Origin of the sequence: Ekhidna sp., assembly GCF_965228795.1 — a bacterium.
Lineage (GTDB): Bacteria > Bacteroidota > Bacteroidia > Cytophagales > Cyclobacteriaceae > Ekhidna.
The window spans coordinates 2,155,848-2,172,008 of sequence record NZ_OZ245839.1; the positions used below are offsets into that span (position 1 = coordinate 2,155,848).

Here is a 16,161-nt window from a genome sequence, read left to right on the forward strand (position 1 = left end):
ATTAAAATAAGTGGCTAAGCGCTCTTCCTTCGTATGAGCCAAATAGGAGCATATAGTATGAAAAAATATGGAAGTAGAATCAAATCCATGATAATGATGTAGTAAGGCCAAGGCCCTAGAATGTCTAAAATAGAAGCAGTAGTGGGCTTTTCCCAGAGGAATAGATAGTTGGCATCAAGAATATAATTGACACCTATAATAAAAAGCACATACGCCTGGATAAATAAGAAAGAGGTTAAAATCCCTTTTCTGGTTGGCCAATAGCCGTAAACGATCATCTGATACAGGATGAAAATAACCAATCCTCCATGAACAATCCAGAACTTGAAAGCTTCATAGTGGGGGTATGCTTGCTTTAGTGCAGGAGTGAGTACTGACATGACAGCACCTGCCATGATGATGTAATAAAGAATATCAAAAAGCCATTGCTTCCGGTAAAAGGCAAAAATTGGTAAGAACAGTCCAATCAGGTTGCAAAAAATTAATGGAAGATCGCTCTCGATGTAAAAACGATCCAGCGCTATTTCTATGATCGCCCAGGCGATGATGGAAAGTGATACAATGCTGGCGATGACTTTAAAAATAAAGTCTCTTTTAGGGCCGGCTGATTTTTTACCTAGTTCAATTAAAAGATAGCCTACGACTATTAGCACCAGGATACTGATAAAATAGGAGAGTCCATATGGTCGAAATGGCTCTTCCGTATAAAACACATCACTCCATTTCATAGGTATGCGGATTAGGTTGATTATAGATAGTGTATTTCTTCATCTGCAAGAGAAACTAAAAATCCATCATTCGTTTGTTTGAAGCTACGTTCCCCATTTTGAGTTTCTAGTATACTATTGATGATTGTATGGCCAAGACCATGACTTTTGGAGTCGTCAAATCCTTCACCATTATCCCAGACCTGGATATTTAATGAACCTTCACCTTCGAAGATTGATACTTTCAATTTGGGCTTTTTAACCTTCTCATATGCATATTTCAGACTATTGATGATAAGTTCATTTAGCATGAGTCCGATAGGAATGGTAGTAGCAATATCAGATTCCATTGGCGGTACGTCTACCGTTAAATCAAGATGTGATTTCAAAGGAGATGCCGCAATATTCATATCGATTAATTGCTGAACATATTCATCCAATTTTATTTGAGACAGACTCTCCGCCTGATATAGGTGCTCATGAATTAGCGAGATCGATTTTATTTTTTGTTTCGTTGAATTCAGAATGGTTTTAAGAGACTCATCTTTGTTCCTTCTGGCCTGAAGGTTAATAAGACTGGTGATCATTTGCAGGTTGTTTTTTACTCTGTGATGCACCTCTTTTAGTAAAAGCTCAACTTCCTGTTTCTTTTCATTGAGTGATTGTGTTCGCTCAATCACTTTTTCTTCCAGTTGGTCGGTGTATTCTTTTCTGAGGTTCTCATTAAGTTGTAGTTGCTCAATAAGAGATTCCTGAACTTTATTCTTTTCTTTCTGGGCTTTATAAACCCGAACACCCAGACCAAGAGAAAGAATAAAAACTTCTGCGAGCAAGCCTAATTGAACATAGCGATTGAAGTTGTCAACAATTTGGGCGGTTGACATAACCTGAGCAACAATGGAAATACCAATCAAAAGAAAAGCACCCGCCAAATAGTAATTTTTAAGTACTCCTTTAAGTAACGTAATGCGGTATAATAGTGCTAGAATGAGTACGAGCTCTATTGCGATGGTGGGTATTTTATAGAAATAGGAGTGCTGCGCATCGATTCTAAAAACATAGAAAGTAGTGGATATTAGAAATAGTAAAAACATATATCCAATTCCAATTTTTACAATCTTCCATGCCAATGGGTCTTTGTTTTTTAAATCGAGAAACTCGACTGAAAATAGCGCATAGAATAGTGTTATGGTAAAACCAAAAAGCCAAAACCATGTAGGTGGAATAGTATTTACAATTGGTAGGTAGTTACCAACCAATCCATACTGGTAACCAAAAAAACCCATTACAGTGAAGATATAAAGCGCATAGTATAAATACACTTTTTCCTTAGTCATGATTAAAAATGAGAGCGCAACCATGAATGGGAAAAATAGGGATGCCTGGAAAACGGCTTGAAATACATTCTTGCTATTGTCTCTTTTCAGAAAGGCTGATTCCGTTTCTACTTCAATAGGAAAGGTTTCGTTATTTTTTTCATCAGGGAATGGATAAAAAATATAGAAAGAGTGGAGTGGCTGTTCTGCCTTAAATGTAAGTTGATTCCCGGTTTTGAGATTTTCACCACTTTGGTCATGGAAGGTTAGGCTCTGCATGTACCAGTTACCTCCTTGAATAGTATAGGTTTCACCAGGCACTACTTTGACATTTACTTTTAACCAATATGAATTTCCAATCTTAGGTGTTTCATTTTCTTGCACATCGCTCCATTCTTGGGGTATTTGATGTGAATCACCTGCAGCTACCTTTAATTGAAATTCGGGGCTAACAAATAAACTGATAATATTGAATAGCAATATCAGCATGAATATGTAGAGTAGTTTAGGTTTTGGTTAATGGATCATTGTTAAAGTAATCCATATCCAATTTAAAATATTTAAGACCTATTCTAATCTAATTTTTATTAAGTGTCAGATTTCTTTTATGACTGACCATTATTCTTTGCGTATTGAATAAACCACGTGTATCACTGAGAGACAGCAATTTTGCTTTATTGCTTTACTTAAATGCTTGGTTTTGAATTATATGAAGCAAAAAGTATGATAATTGCTCAAGAGAGGCTTAATCTTTCTCCTCAAACTTCAAAGCAGCCCCATTGATGCAATATCTTAATCCGGTGGGTTTAGGTCCATCAGGGAAAACATGCCCCAGGTGACCGTCACATCTGGCACAAAGGACTTCAGTGCGCACCATTCCATATGAGTTATCGTCTTCTTCGGCAACATTCACTTCTTTAATAGGCTCATAGAATGAAGGCCATCCGGTTCCTGACTTGAACTTGGTCTCGGAAGAGAAGAGTGGGAGAGAGCAGGCCGCACATACAAAGGTGCCTTCTTCTTTTACATTATTTAATTCGCTAGTAAAGGCTCGCTCGGTTCCCTTTTCTCTGAGTACATAATACTCCATTTCAGTAAGCTGTGCTTTCCACTCTGATTCAGGTTTTTCGACCTTATCGAATGGCAGATCAGCTTTTGATTGTTTTTCTTTTTGCTGTTGGGCACAAGAAATGAATGAAAAAGTGATGGCAAATAATAGGATTAAATTTTTCATAATTAATAAACGATAAATACATGTTGGTCAGTTTCCACAACCCATCAATAAGTCAGGGCTAAGACTATTGTAAAACACCCATGTATTGCGTCCATGGACCTACTTCACTGATGTATTGCTTAGCCATTACTCTCGTAATTTGATTGATATGACCTAAGTCATGAACCACCCAGGCGGCCAAAAGGTTTTCGAGCGTCACTTGTCCAAGTCCCGGATGCATGCCTGTTTTGGATAAGTCTTGCTCAGTGATATTAAGAGCCTTCAACTTTTCAATATTTTTCACTCTTAAAGATTCGAATGCCTCCAAAAGTTGCGCGAGCGATTGGCCTTTACTTTCCTCAAATTGGGCAAACCGGTCGAAAGGCTCAAAGGGTTTGTCTGAGCCGTGTGCTAAAATGATTTTGGTACGCGGGATCCAATCCGTTTTCTCCCCATGGATAAGATGACCCACCACATCATAAGGACTCCAGGTATCCAGACCCTCGTTGGGAGTGGTCCAATCTTCAGGTAGATTTTGCAGCAGTGCTTTTAGAACCGATGGCGTGCGTTCCAGTATCTGGATGGATTTCTCAAGATTGAATTGCATGGAATAAAGATACTGCGATAAGAAGATTATTTCATTTCGTATCCAATTATAAAGGTGGTTGTTTTATCATCCTTGTTACAAAGGAAGACGGGGCTGGGAGATTTGAAGTCTAGGTGCTACTCACTCTAGCGCGGATCTTCCGGTGTTGGACTTTGTGTTGATGGCTTGATCCGTGCCTTACTGATTATAAGCGCGGAAGTAACTTCCGCGCTATTAGGGGCTGGCTTGTCAAATACCTAATTCTTTTTTTATCTGTTTGAGGTCTGATAATAAGTCATCTCTCATCTGTTGAGTGTAAATTCGGTAAATGTCTCCAAGGTTTTGATATTCTATTAATCTTTCAAAATCTCTCATTCGTGCCATCCATGTTACTCCGTCTGTTACTAAGAAAAAATAAGTATCACTTCTCTTTTCCTTAATTATTTTCTGTACATCGCCAATAACATCGCTCTGCTTGCTACCTGTAGCCCCATATGCTTTTACTTCTATTACTATACTTGGGTGTTCAGTTGACGGAATGCAGAAATCTGCCTTGGCGGTACTCAGACCATTTGCACCAATAAAACTCTTCCTAATTTCGAATTTGTCAAAAACCAGCCTTACAAGAGTCTCGACAAAATCTTCCAAATTCTTCCCTCTCTTTTGACCTTTTATCGCACTTCCTCTGCCCATTTTAAGACGTTCTTGGACAACTTCTTTCCAAGTATAATTTCTGGACATTAATCTGTTGAGAGATTCTAGCAGTCCATACTTACCTAAAGTATTCACATATTTATCAGGGTCTTTCTTAAAAGCAGTTTTTCCATGCCCACTTTCATTATTGTAGAACAATGCCTTAAGAGTTTCCGTGAATTCATCTTTTGATTGTTCAAGTACCAAACGAAAGAGTGTAATGCCTGCATCAAAATTTATTTCCAAGAGGGATTTTAGATCGTTTATTGTTACAGAATCCCCAACATTGAAATCGGTCAAATAATCGACAAAGATTTGTGCAAACTCATCCTTCCAGTCAGTTGAAACTTCTCCAAGTTTAAGAATAAGTTCATCTTTCGTCTGTCTATGTCTTTGCATTGTTAGTCCTGTCCGATTATTAGATATTCATCGACTTTTGATCTTGAAACAGTCGAGTGATTGCCAAAATGATATTTATGCGGCTTGGTTTTTACCTCTACATTTTCCTTATGATTCTTCATAATTGAAACTAATGTTTCTAGGTCTGGATAAGCATTCGAAGAATAAGACAGAACTAAAGTGCTTTCACAGAATTTATCAAACATTTGATCAAAAGCATTTATTGCAGTTCTGCGATATGAAAATGGTGTGAACTTCTTTTTGATTTTCTTGACTTTTGTGTTTTCCATTATCTCCTCTCCATTCCAATATTTGGATAGTCCTTCAAGGAAATGATACCTTTTTATATAGCAGTTATCATCCGATGGTGGTACGTATGGAGGATCCATATAAACTAAATCTGGCTTGAACATCTTTTGACTAAAATCAAAAACATCCAGATTGAAAGTTATATTTTCATGATGATTATCAAAAACAACGTCATTATAAATTTTGATCTGTTCCAGGAAATGTTCTCTTACAGAAAGTCTTAAATCACGTCTACCATCGTTATACTTATCCAAATTCCCTGAAATCGTAAAAACACCTCTTGGTTGCTTCTTTAAGCATGACCTGAATAGTGCCGTATATGCTAGAGCTTGTTTATTCTTAGAAGAGAGACTAAGTATGTTATGACTCACTTTGTCAAGAAAAATCAAGTCGCTTTTAGTAAAAAATACTTTATCAAACGTCTTTTGTATAAAGTCATCGGAATCTACCGTCAAGTCCAAAAGTTTTAACATGTCACCCTGATCTAATCGATCAGATTGGTTTTCAATAACTGCTTTTGAGATTACCGAAGAAAAATTCAAAAAGTCATTGGAGTAAACTTTTTTATTCATTGACTTCAATAGATATGAAACTACTCCTGATCCTGAAAAGGCATCAAATGCTGAATTAAAATCTAGCACATCAAGAGTTTCATGAATCCATGGTATTAGTTTGTATTTGCTTCCCATATATCTCAATAAAGGATAGCTATGAATCCTATTTAGGTTCGATGATTCCTCTGCGGAGGATATTGCTAGTTGTTCCATTCCAGTCATTTAGAATTCCATTTTGCTTTGTTTGGCACTTTTACTTCTGACGTATTTAGCCTGTTCCTCGGCAACAGCGAAAACAGATTCTGAGCATTGGTATTTGTGTGCTTGCTCAACTAAGATGTCTGCTACGAAAAGTTCTTTTAGTTTAAAGAATTCCAGTTCATAGAATTCTGCTAAGGCTTCAAGTTTAGCGAAAGGGAATTTCTTTTTTCCTCTCTCTATTTTACTTACATCTGTGTAAGGAAGATCTAAGCTTTTCGCAAACGTGTCTTGCGTTAGTTCTCTCGATTCTCTCTGTTTTCTAAGAAATTCACCAAATGTTGACATTTTAATTTCTTGACTAAATTTATCTTGACACTTTAATGGCAAGTTAAGAATATTCTGAGAGAGTTGCATGAAGTGGGGGAAGATTTTAGCACACACTCTGGCGCGGATCTTCCAGTATGGGATTTGTCATGGTGTGATCCGTGCTTATTGGTATAAGCGTAATTTCCAAGCTGGTTGGGCATTCTTAAGTGTCAGCCTTCCATTCGGTAGTGATTACTGAAGAACCTTTTCCATCAATGCATTGATGAACGCAACATCTTTGAGTACTTTGTGCTCATCATCGTATGTTTTAAATCCTCTCGATTTGAAGAACGGCTGTGCGGTGATACTCACTGATGAGTGAATTTTGAGCAATCGTAGTTCACTGGCTTTTTGCTCGATCTGTTCCAGAAGTGCTTTGGCAATGCCACGCCTCTGAAAGTCTTTGTGGACATACATAAAGTCCAGATAGCCGGTATCATCTATCGAAGAAAAACCAACAATTTGATCATCTATCTCAGCGAGGTAGAAATATTGGATTTTCACATTTTCAGACCAGATGTCTTTGTTCTTCGCATTGGCCCAGACGTCTATTTGCTTAGCGGAGTAGTCCTTTTGATTGACTGAGCGGACGGTATTTTCGAAGAGAGTTATTATGTCTGGCACATCATTTCGATCCGCTTTTCTAATTGTAATCATAACTGGTAAAAGTTAGTGGTTTATTTAGGCTTCCTTGCTGGGTCTTGTCTGGTGTCGAAGAATGTTAGTAAGCTGATGTGATCCTTACTAATACGATAGAAAATTCTCGTTTGCTTTGAGATTTGAAATCCATGAATGTTTTTCTCTGGCACTTCCAAAGTACCAAGTTGAGGGAATTTTCCTAGTAGTTCCAGGAAATCAAATACTTTGTCTTTGAAGTTGTTGGATGGCTTTTCTCCAAATTCCTTTAGGATGTATGTATGGATTTCTCAAAATCTAATTTCTGATTTCTTCGTCCAGTAAATTCTCATTTATACTTTCTAAGGATTTCAGTGTGGGAAGTGAGGTTCTCAGGTTTTTCTGATTCTTCATAAGCGTCCATTACTTCCTGTTTTTGACTCTCTGACAGACTATTCCAGAGGGTGCCTGCTTTAGCGTTCTTTCTTTCTGATAAGAGATCGTGAAGAGATTCCAGAAGTTTGGTATTCTGAATACCATCAATTAATTGATGAAGATTTGATTTTAGATCAATCGTACTCATAGTTCAAAGATACGAGAATTATAACAGATAGTTAGCTGTCAACTGCTCCAACAATTAAGTCATCACTTCAATCGCTCAATCGCCATCTCTGCCACCCGCTCACCAATAGATAGGGAAGACGTTGCGGCAGGAGAGGGGGCATTTCCTACATTGATGAACTTGTCGTGCTCTACCACCAGGAAGTCATCAATCAATCCTCCCTTACGATCACACGCCTGTGCTCGCACTCCGGCACCACCTTTCACCAAGTCTCTCTTTTGTATCTCAGGAATCAACTCCTGCAAGGCTCGGGTGAAGGCTCCTTTTGAGTACGATCGATACATCTCTCCAAAACCGGTTTTCCAGTATTTGGCTGCCACTCGCATAAAGCCCGGATAAAACAACGTACCCAGCAATTCCTTCATGTTAATCTGGCTTTTCTTATAGCCCTCACGAGCAAAAGCAAGAACAGCATTCGGGCCCGCTTCAATCCCTCCATCAATGTGTCGTGTAAAGTGAACGCCCAGGAATGGGAAATTCGGATCAGGAACAGGATAAATCAAATTCTTTACCAGGTGTTCTTTTTCAGGCTTGATTTTATAATACTCACCTCGAAATGGGATAATCTTATAGTCAATCTTTGCCCCTGAAAGTTTAGCTATTTTATCGGTATACAAACCTGAGCAGTTGACGACCACTCTTGTTGTAAGTCGTTCATTCTCCGTGTGCACATGAATGAACCCCCGTTCTTCTTTGAAGGAGACTAGCTTGTTGGAAGAGAATATCTCGCCACCAAAATGCTTAAACTTATCGGCGTATTTATCTGCTACCAATTTGTAATCGATGATGCCTGTTTGCGGAACGTATAGTCCGCTTACTCCAGCTACATGTGGTTCATACTCCTTGAGCTGATCAGCATCAAGTCGTTTGATGCCACCCAGCCCGTTAGCTTTTCCTCGTTCCTGGAGGGTGTTTAATGCATCCAGTTGAGATTCCTTGGTGGCTACTACGATCTTTCCGCACAGTTCGTATGGAATTTCTTCTTCATCACAGAAAGCCAATAATTTATTATACCCGTCCACACAGTTCTTGGCTTTATAACTCCCCGGCTTATAATATAGCCCGGAATGGATTACACCACTATTGTGGCCCGTTTGATGCTGAGCGATGGTGCGCTCTTTTTCAACGATGGCAACTTTATAGTTGGGGTTCTTTTCTTTGATTTTCAGTGCAGAGGCAAGTCCAACGATACCTCCACCGATCACTACAACATTATACATAAACCTGTTTGTATGACAGCTGCAAAGATGGTGAGCTTTGCACTCACTGACAAGCGGTTATTCAGGCCATTTTATGGTATTGTCATCGACAAACAATGGTCCCCACTGAATTTCTTCCAGGATATCTTTATGCAACCAAAAATTTATCCCGAATTCTTCTGAAGCAATCAGCAACTGCTGTGGGTGATCCTCCGAAGACATGTCTTCGATTTCGAGATCTTTCACGCCTAGTAGTTCAAGTTCTTCCATTAGCTCATCCTGACTCAGACCGATTAGCGAACTCCCTTTGAATAGATAATCTTCCGATGAAACGGATAAAATGGTAAGCTGCCAGTCTTCAGCTTCTTCAAAAGACAAATCCAGCCGTAGGGGGTGGTACTCCCAGGCGTCACTTTGGTCTGAATCATCATCGCTGTAGCTGGTGACTTCCTGATGATCAGGTTCACCTAGAATGGCCTTTACTTCATCTCGACTCATTCCAAATTTTAGTTTACCTAATCCAACTCCTGGTATTATTTCAACTTGAATCTTTTCCATTTGAGACAAAAGTATGGATTATAAGCAGATATGCTTTAGTATCGACATTTGGTACATAAAAAATAGATGCTGAAACAAGCTCTGCATGACTGAATATTGTCATTCGTCCTTCTTTTATAAAGTTACCCTGAACTTGTTTCAGGGTCTACTTATTTAACCATAAGCTTAGCTAAAAAGAACTCCAAAAATCCCTTAACTTTAACTTATAACCCCAGCTTATGAAGTACACACCCATTCTCTTTTTAGCGATCGTTTTTGCGTGCAGCGCACCTGATGAGGAAACCATACAATGGAAATCCATCGAATCAGACTTACAGACCCTGCTGATTCAAGCTCAAAACGGTGATACCATCAATATCCCGGAAGGTAGCTTCATGTTTAAAAACCCACTCATCATAGATGGTCTTTCTGATGTCGTTTTTCAGGGTGCTGGAATGGGTAAAACCATTCTTTCTTTTGAGATGCAGGAAAGTGGGGCAGAGGGAATCCGAGCAGCTAATTGCACCAATTTGATTTTTCAGGATTTTACGGTGCAGGATGCCCCGGGAGATAACATTAAAATCACCGATACAAATGGCATTCGGTTTACCAATGTAAAGTCTCAATGGACCGGTGAGCCAAGCGAAAAAAATGGGGCTTATGCGTTTTATCCGGTGCTTTGTAAGAACGTAGTGGTGGAGAATTGTCTGGCCATTGGTTCATCTGATGCTGGCATTTATGTGGGGCAGTCCGACAGTGTGATTATCAGAAATAATGAGGTCTATCATAATGTGGCAGGAATTGAGAGTGAAAACAGTCGTTGGGTAGAGATCTATGGAAACAACGCACATGATAATACCGGAGGTATTCTCATTTTCGACTTGCCTGGGCTGACTCAAAGTGGGCACACAACTCGTGTGTATGACAATGATGTAATCAGTAACAATCACGAAAATTTTGCTCCTGAGGGTAATGTAGTGGCGGTGGTGCCACCGGGCACAGGAATCATGATGATGGCAACTCGAAAAATTGAGGTATTTAACAATCGAATACATCACAATAAAACTATCGGTACCGCACTGGCTAGTTACGTGCTGGTGGAGGCGCTCGGAGCAGAGGAAGGCTCACAGTTGGATAGTGCCAATAATCAGGTTGATGAGGCGTATGATCCTTATCCAAATCACATTTACTTCCACGATAATGAGTTTATGAATAAACACTGGTTTCCAACCTTTGAAAGTGATTTTGGCTTACTCTTTTTAAGGTATTTCACTTTCAACCTACCTGATTTTGCGATGGATGGCATTATGCCGGAGAATGATGAGTTTGTCCTGTGTCTTGAAAACAATGGAGAATTCACCTTTGCCAATATCGATGCGGCCAATGACTTTGAAGGACGCACCCGGGATTGGAGTATGTATGCATGTGGAACCGGATCAATTGCACCAATCTTTCCATGAGGGTTTGTTTTTTGATATTATTGGTTGTTGCTTCTTGTGCTACTCCTGAAAAAAAGAAACCCGTTGTTTTGGAGGAAGTAAGTTTAGGGGTAGAAGAAATAGTTGATTATCCTAAATACCTAAGCGAATTGAACCTGTTTGAATCGCCGCTAAAAGAGCTCAAGCCCAAAAGTGACCGAACCTATCCATATGAAATCAATTCCCCGCTGTTTTCAGATTATGCTTTCAAAGCACGCTTCATCCATCTTCCCGTGGATAGCAAGATGGAATATAATGCAGGTGAGGTACTGGACTTTCCTAAAGGCTCAATACTGATTAAAAATTTCTATTATCCATCTGATTTCCGTAAGCCTGAAAGTGAGCGCAGAATTCTGGAAACGCGATTGCTGATTCATGAAGATCAAGGGTGGCATGGCATTGTTTACGAATGGAATGAAGAGCAGACAGATGCAAAGCGATTGATTTTGGGCAAGAAAGTCCCAGTTGAATGGACGGATAAACATGGTGAATTACAGCGCATCAATTATTCCATACCTTCTCAGCCACAATGCAAAAGCTGCCATGATTTAGGAGGCAAAATGGTCCCAATTGGTCCGTCTATAAGGCAGCTCAACAGAGATGATCAGCTGATGACATGGAAAGCAAATGGATGGCTGGAGATGTCCGAACTAAAATCATTACCAAAATTGACAAATTATACCGATGAAACGTCTTCCATTGATTTGCGAGCGCGTGCATGGTTGGAGGTCAACTGTGCACATTGCCATAGGAGGGAAGGCCCTGCTAAGAATTCTGGTCTTTACCTGTTAGCTTCACAATCTGATCCATATCGATTGGGTGTGAATAAACCGCCGGTAGCTGCAGGGAAAGGTTCCGGAGGACTGAAGTACAGCATCGTGCCAGGTAATCCGGATCAGTCGATCCTTGTTCATCGTATTGAGTCATTGGAACCCGGAGAAATGATGCCGGAGCTTGGTAGAAAAATGACGCATCAGGAAGGGGTGGAATTAATCAGGAGCTGGATTGCTGATATGGAATAAAAAGTCGTCCCACCACTGCAGGTGGTAAGACGACTGTAATGAATCCTAAGAAGTTTCAAAACCTGTCAGGATTACGTTTAAGAAAGGATACGTACGACCTCCATGTTTTTCAAGAAAAGGTCTGGTTCATCCACATAGACAAGCAATTTTTCAAACGATTTTTTAACTCCATAGAACCCGTCCAATTCCATTTCATTCTCAACTTCAATCATGATATTATGGCCTTCCATTTCTTTGAAAGGAGAGAGGTGAACATACCCATCCGATTTTTCAACTGAATGTGTAAAAGAAATGGCTTGCCTTATCTTATCGTAAGGGATAGCAACTTCATTCATTAAACCGTATCGTAAGATGAGTTTTTTTGTTTCAAAAGCAATTGGTCTTCTGGATAGTGATTTCAGGATCCCGAGGAGTTGAAAACTCCCATAAATACTCAATCCGGTCAGAATCCAGGCAGCAATAATACTCCAGCTCTGAAGTAGTAAATGAACAGCTACCGCTTCTATGATGATTAAAAAAATGAACACACCGAGGACCATTCGGGTACTGGCTGATTGATGGTAGGAATATTCGTTTGTCGAAAGCTTTCTTTTCCTCCAGGCAAATAAACCATAATAGAAAACGGAGAGCTCAGTGGCGAAAAGGATAGCGACTCTTTTAGGTAGTATTTTGGCAGAAGCCTCCTTTGCAGCAGAAAAGAAATCCAATGAGTCTGCTGACTTAAACTCCTTAAATGCCTTTCGGATTGTTACTACTATGTAGGTAATGATACTGATTTCAAGAACGGGCAAAAACCATGTTTTCACCAGCGTTAGGTAATACTGGTGATCTGAAGGCAGGATGATGGAAGCGATGACTATGCCAAATATAAAAACAGGAATCACGGTTGTCTTTGGTATAGCTCTTTTCCGTATCGTTAAGTAATAAAAGACCGGAGTAGAGATCAAAAGATCAAAAGTGATCGCCATCGAAAGTGAGGCGGGATCCTCTGTAAAGAATGAGGTGTTGACCACCCAAATGCATAAAGCTGGGATGATGAATGGGAGTAGCGGTAAATACCTGTTTAGTTGGATTGCCTGGGTCATAGTAGTAGCCTTTTTGAAAGGTTAGTAAACAAAAAAGGGATGTTATTACACATCCCTTTAATATTCCCTTATGAATCCTGACAGGTTTTGGAAACCTGTCAGGATTTATTGTGATTAAAAAAATTAATCCTCCAACTTCACTGCATCTACATTCGCTGCTTTAACCGCCTGGTTAAACTCACTAATTCGAGCATCTAAGATGGCATCTAGCTTGGTTAGCTGCTCATCAATTTGCTTAGTCACCTCATCGTAGAACTCAAGTGCAGAGTCTGTTGGCCGATAGTTGCCCATGCCCATCAATGATCCAAGGTGTCCCAGCTTGTTATTCAGTCTGATAGGAAAATTCAAAGGATCCTGACCACTTTCATTCTTAGTCTGGTAAAGCGCCTTTTCAATCTCAGACATGTCTTTGATAATTGATTTTCCTAATTCAGATATCTCATCATTATCTGCCTTTTTCATGACATCATTGATCTGTGCTTTAGCTTTTCGTATGTCAATGATGGCTTCATGCGTTTCGGTTAGCTTATCCCTAACCTTGATCAGGAAGTCAAACTGTGCCTGATAATCCGCTTGTGTAGACTCGCTTCTTGGATCAGCTTTAAGCTTGAAATCCTTGATTGACTCATTTCCATTTACGGTCATTTTCACTTTGTAATCACCCGGTGCGGCCATAGGGCCTTGTGTGGTTGCCCACCACAGAATCATACCATCAAATGTCTTAGCACCTTCATATTGAAGATCCCAGTTGATCGTGTTGAAACCCGGCTTCACTTCCAGTTTGCTTTCGTTATCTTCTTTATTAGGATGCGTACTGAATGTTTTAATCAGGTCACCATCGGCTTCATGAAAGCTGATGGAGATGGTGTCCGTACTGGCTGTATCCTTCGCGAAGTAATTGACAAGCACACCTCCCGGATGATTCGTACCGGCAGTTTTTGAGGTTCGTCCATTTCCACCACCCATTCTCCAGGTATCCATTGGCTCGTACAAGAAATGGGGTTTACCGTTCGCTTCATTCAATTGGTGAAGGGGAGTTAGGTCATCAATGAGCCAAAAGCTTCGCCCTTGTGTAGCTGCAATCAGATTGTTATCCTTTACTGCCAAGTCTGTGATTGGAACGATCGGTAAGTTCATCTGGAAAGGCTGCCAGCTGGATCCATCATTGAAGGATACATACATGCCTGCTTCTGTTCCGGCATAAAGCAAACCCTTTTGATTAGGGTCGGCTCTTAGCACTCTCGTAAAGTGCTCGGAAGGAATACCACTTGTGATTTTCTTCCATGTCTGACCGTAATCTTCGGTTTTATACAGATAAGGAGCATAGTCCCCCAGCTTATAACGTGTTCCGGCAATGTAAAGACCACCCTTGTTAAATGGATCAATCTCTACACTATTGATCATCATCCACTCGGGCATTCCAGCTGGCGTCACGTTTGTCCAGTTTTCCCCTCCATCTTTCGTTACATGAACCAAACCATCATCTGATCCTGTCCAGATAACTCCTTCCTCGTGATAGGATTCCACTGCCGCGAAAATGGTACAATAGTACTCTACACTTGTATTGTCCTTTGTAATCGGACCACCTGAGGGGCCTAACTTGCTGGGATCATTTCTCGTGAGGTCAGGGCTGATAACTTCCCAGGTTTGACCTTCATTGGTTGAAACATGAAGCTGATTGGATGCTGTATACAGCTTATCCGGATTGTGTGGAGAAAAGAAGATGGGGAAGTTCCACTGGAAACGGTACTTGAACCCTTCTGCTCCATGACCCATCGGGTTATCCGGCCATACATTTACTGCTCGGATTTGTTCATTTTCATGATCTACTCGCGTGAGGAACCCATCGTAGCTTCCTCCATATACAATTTCGTTGTTCTCCGGGTCTGGTGCAATGTGTGCACTCTCACCACCAGCTGTTGATTCCCAATCACCCTCATCGATAAATCTTCCATTTGTTCGGTGATCGATTCTCACGGTAGAATTATCCTGCTGAGCACCATAGATGCGGTAAGGGAAAGAGTCATCGGTGGTTACCCGATAAAACTGTGCGGTTGGCTGGTTGTAATAGGTCGACCAGTTTTCACCGGCATCAAATGAAACCTGAGCACCACCATCATCACCGATAATCATGCGCTGATTGTCTTCCGGGGCAATCCACAAGTCATGGTGATCACCATGTGGAGCATTGTAGGTTTCGTATGTTTTTCCTCCGTCTGTCGATTTATGGTAACGAACATTTAAAACGTAAACGATATCCTCATCCTGTGAGTCCGCATAGATACGAGTGTAATACCATGCACGCTGACGTAGTTTTCGTTCTTTATTTATGAGCCTCCATGTTTTTCCTGCATCGTCTGATCGGTATACGCCACCATCATTATTTTCAATGATTGCCCAAACCCTGTTTGAATTGGCTGGAGAAACGGTTACGCCGGAAATACCCCAGATACCACCTGGTAAACCTTCGTTTTTTGAAATGTTTGTCCAGGTATCACCACCATCGGTACTCTTCCAAAGAGCGGAACCTTCTCCGCCACTTTCCAGGCTATATGGTGTTCGTCTGATTCTCCATGTTGAAGCATATAAAATGCGAGGGTTGTTAGGATCAAAAGTAAGATCCACCGCCCCTGCATCTGCATTTGCAAATAGCACTCTTTCCCACGTTTGGCCACCATCCTTGCTTCGGTAAACACCACGTTCGCTGGACGATTTGTAGAGGTCACCCATGACAGCAGCATAGACTAAGTCAGGGTTTTTAGGGTGAATTCTCACTCGAGCGATGTGTCTGGCGTTCTTCATGCCGATTTCCTGCCAGGTGGTGCCGGCATCTACGGATTTCCACATACCCCATCCGGAGGAAACATTTCCTCGCACAGTTTTTTCACCTCCACCTACATAGATCACGTTATTGTCCCATTCACTGACAGCCACTGCACCAATGGAACCACCGAAATAACCATCAGAGATGTTTTCCCAGCTCTGACCTCCATCTTTGGTGCGCCATACACCGCCACCAGTTGATCCCATGTAAAATAGGTTGGGTTCACCAGGCACTCCGGTAACTGCTGCAGATCGGCCGCCTCTGAATGGACCAATGTTTCTCCATTGCATCCCTTCATAAAGGCTTTGATCAAAAGCAGGTGTGCTGGATGAGTTCCTTTTCTTTCGTTGAGATTCTCCATCAAAGGCGAAGAAACTCAACGTTAAAATGAACAGTAATATCTTCTTCATACGTTTAGGTTTTAGTTTGATTTCA

16 protein-coding genes are annotated in these 16,161 nt (G+C 40.6%); 2 read left to right on the top strand and 14 right to left on the bottom strand.

Features of this window, described 5'->3' with window-relative positions; all coding sequences use genetic code 11:
* Positions 1-14: 14 nt before the first annotated feature.
* The 12 genes from ACQK2H_RS09785 to ACQK2H_RS09840 all read right to left on the bottom strand — a co-directional run bounded on the left by ACQK2H_RS09785 (position 15) and on the right by ACQK2H_RS09840 (position 9,338).
* A complete protein-coding gene (locus ACQK2H_RS09785) occupies positions 15-728 on the bottom strand; it encodes a TIGR02206 family membrane protein (protein WP_425391257.1) in 714 nt (237 codons plus the stop codon).
* Positions 729-748: 20 nt separating this feature from the next.
* Positions 749-2,512 carry a histidine kinase dimerization/phosphoacceptor domain -containing protein gene (locus ACQK2H_RS09790; RefSeq protein WP_425391258.1) on the bottom strand — a complete coding sequence of 588 codons (1,764 nt, stop codon included), beginning with the start codon at positions 2,510-2,512 and terminating at the stop codon, positions 749-751.
* Positions 2,513-2,768: 256 nt separating this feature from the next.
* Positions 2,769-3,257 (bottom strand): peptide-methionine (R)-S-oxide reductase MsrB, encoded by a 489-nt coding sequence (gene msrB / locus ACQK2H_RS09795; protein WP_425391259.1) that lies wholly within the window; start codon positions 3,255-3,257, stop codon positions 2,769-2,771.
* 64 nt (positions 3,258-3,321) lie between these two features.
* Positions 3,322-3,843 carry a DinB family protein gene (locus ACQK2H_RS09800; RefSeq protein WP_425391260.1) on the bottom strand — a complete coding sequence of 174 codons (522 nt, stop codon included), beginning with the start codon at positions 3,841-3,843 and terminating at the stop codon, positions 3,322-3,324.
* 228 nt (positions 3,844-4,071) lie between these two features.
* Positions 4,072-4,914, bottom strand: a complete 843-nt coding sequence (locus ACQK2H_RS09805) for a DpnII family type II restriction endonuclease (RefSeq protein WP_425391261.1) — start codon at positions 4,912-4,914, stop codon at positions 4,072-4,074.
* Positions 4,915-4,916: 2 nt separating this feature from the next.
* Positions 4,917-5,990 carry a DNA adenine methylase gene (locus ACQK2H_RS09810; RefSeq protein WP_425391262.1) on the bottom strand — a complete coding sequence of 358 codons (1,074 nt, stop codon included), beginning with the start codon at positions 5,988-5,990 and terminating at the stop codon, positions 4,917-4,919.
* 9 nt (positions 5,991-5,999) lie between these two features.
* A complete protein-coding gene (locus ACQK2H_RS09815) occupies positions 6,000-6,323 on the bottom strand; it encodes a helix-turn-helix domain-containing protein (RefSeq protein ID WP_425391263.1) in 324 nt (107 codons plus the stop codon).
* A 213-nt stretch (positions 6,324-6,536) separates the two neighbouring features.
* Complete coding sequence (locus ACQK2H_RS09820; RefSeq protein ID WP_425391264.1) at positions 6,537-7,001, bottom strand: GNAT family N-acetyltransferase; 465 nt, start codon at positions 6,999-7,001, stop codon at positions 6,537-6,539.
* 20 nt (positions 7,002-7,021) lie between these two features.
* Positions 7,022-7,267 carry a type II toxin-antitoxin system RelE/ParE family toxin gene (locus ACQK2H_RS09825; RefSeq protein WP_425393133.1) on the bottom strand — a complete coding sequence of 82 codons (246 nt, stop codon included), beginning with the start codon at positions 7,265-7,267 and terminating at the stop codon, positions 7,022-7,024.
* Between the two features lie 41 nt (positions 7,268-7,308).
* The gene (locus tag ACQK2H_RS09830) at positions 7,309-7,542 is read right to left on the bottom strand and encodes a hypothetical protein (RefSeq protein ID WP_425391265.1); all 234 of its coding nucleotides are present in this window, start codon (positions 7,540-7,542) and stop codon (positions 7,309-7,311) included.
* A 62-nt stretch (positions 7,543-7,604) separates the two neighbouring features.
* Complete coding sequence (gene lhgO, locus ACQK2H_RS09835; protein ID WP_425391266.1) at positions 7,605-8,801, bottom strand: L-2-hydroxyglutarate oxidase; 1,197 nt, start codon at positions 8,799-8,801, stop codon at positions 7,605-7,607.
* A gap of 57 nt (positions 8,802-8,858) precedes the next feature.
* Positions 8,859-9,338: a hypothetical protein gene (locus tag ACQK2H_RS09840; RefSeq protein WP_425391267.1), complete on the bottom strand. Its 480-nt coding sequence runs from the start codon at positions 9,336-9,338 to the stop codon at positions 8,859-8,861.
* A 218-nt stretch (positions 9,339-9,556) separates the two neighbouring features.
* Between ACQK2H_RS09840 and ACQK2H_RS09845 the strand changes: the two genes are divergently transcribed.
* Both ACQK2H_RS09845 and ACQK2H_RS09850 read left to right on the top strand, forming a co-directional pair.
* Positions 9,557-10,777 carry a parallel beta-helix domain-containing protein gene (locus ACQK2H_RS09845; protein WP_425391268.1) on the top strand — a complete coding sequence of 407 codons (1,221 nt, stop codon included), beginning with the start codon at positions 9,557-9,559 and terminating at the stop codon, positions 10,775-10,777.
* Positions 10,774-11,817, top strand: coding sequence for an SO2930 family diheme c-type cytochrome (locus ACQK2H_RS09850; RefSeq protein ID WP_425391269.1), 1,044 nt, complete (start codon positions 10,774-10,776; stop codon positions 11,815-11,817). Before ACQK2H_RS09845 ends, ACQK2H_RS09850 begins: the two co-directional genes overlap by 4 nt.
* Positions 11,818-11,894: 77 nt before the next feature.
* Here ACQK2H_RS09850 and ACQK2H_RS09855 read toward each other — a convergent pair whose 3' ends face one another.
* Positions 11,895-12,902, bottom strand: coding sequence for a hypothetical protein (locus ACQK2H_RS09855; protein WP_425391270.1), 1,008 nt, complete (start codon positions 12,900-12,902; stop codon positions 11,895-11,897).
* A 123-nt stretch (positions 12,903-13,025) separates the two neighbouring features.
* Positions 13,026-16,136, bottom strand: coding sequence for a WD40/YVTN/BNR-like repeat-containing protein (locus ACQK2H_RS09860; protein WP_425391271.1), 3,111 nt, complete (start codon positions 16,134-16,136; stop codon positions 13,026-13,028).
* Positions 16,137-16,161: the final 25 nt, after the last annotated feature.

What these genes read in the sequence shown, in the direction of transcription:
- ACQK2H_RS09785 (WP_425391257.1), bottom strand. Translation starts at nt 728, where the DNA reads ATGAAATGGAGTGATGTGTTTTATACGGAAGAGCCATTTCGACCATAT.
- msrB (WP_425391259.1), bottom strand. Translation starts at nt 3,257, where the DNA reads ATGAAAAATTTAATCCTATTATTTGCCATCACTTTTTCATTCATTTCT.
- ACQK2H_RS09790 (WP_425391258.1), bottom strand. Translation starts at nt 2,512, where the DNA reads ATGCTGATATTGCTATTCAATATTATCAGTTTATTTGTTAGCCCCGAA.
- ACQK2H_RS09800 (WP_425391260.1), bottom strand. Translation starts at nt 3,843, where the DNA reads ATGCAATTCAATCTTGAGAAATCCATCCAGATACTGGAACGCACGCCA.
- ACQK2H_RS09840 (WP_425391267.1), bottom strand. Translation starts at nt 9,338, where the DNA reads ATGGAAAAGATTCAAGTTGAAATAATACCAGGAGTTGGATTAGGTAAA.
- lhgO (WP_425391266.1), bottom strand. Translation starts at nt 8,801, where the DNA reads ATGTATAATGTTGTAGTGATCGGTGGAGGTATCGTTGGACTTGCCTCT.
- ACQK2H_RS09815 (WP_425391263.1), bottom strand. Translation starts at nt 6,323, where the DNA reads ATGTCAACATTTGGTGAATTTCTTAGAAAACAGAGAGAATCGAGAGAA.
- ACQK2H_RS09820 (WP_425391264.1), bottom strand. Translation starts at nt 7,001, where the DNA reads ATGATTACAATTAGAAAAGCGGATCGAAATGATGTGCCAGACATAATA.
- ACQK2H_RS09845 (WP_425391268.1), top strand. Translation starts at nt 9,557, where the DNA reads ATGAAGTACACACCCATTCTCTTTTTAGCGATCGTTTTTGCGTGCAGC.
- ACQK2H_RS09805 (WP_425391261.1), bottom strand. Translation starts at nt 4,914, where the DNA reads ATGCAAAGACATAGACAGACGAAAGATGAACTTATTCTTAAACTTGGA.
- ACQK2H_RS09855 (WP_425391270.1), bottom strand. Translation starts at nt 12,902, where the DNA reads ATGACCCAGGCAATCCAACTAAACAGGTATTTACCGCTACTCCCATTC.
- ACQK2H_RS09810 (WP_425391262.1), bottom strand. Translation starts at nt 5,990, where the DNA reads ATGGAACAACTAGCAATATCCTCCGCAGAGGAATCATCGAACCTAAAT.
- ACQK2H_RS09860 (WP_425391271.1), bottom strand. Translation starts at nt 16,136, where the DNA reads ATGAAGAAGATATTACTGTTCATTTTAACGTTGAGTTTCTTCGCCTTT.
- ACQK2H_RS09850 (WP_425391269.1), top strand. Translation starts at nt 10,774, where the DNA reads ATGAGGGTTTGTTTTTTGATATTATTGGTTGTTGCTTCTTGTGCTACT.
- ACQK2H_RS09830 (WP_425391265.1), bottom strand. Translation starts at nt 7,542, where the DNA reads ATGAGTACGATTGATCTAAAATCAAATCTTCATCAATTAATTGATGGT.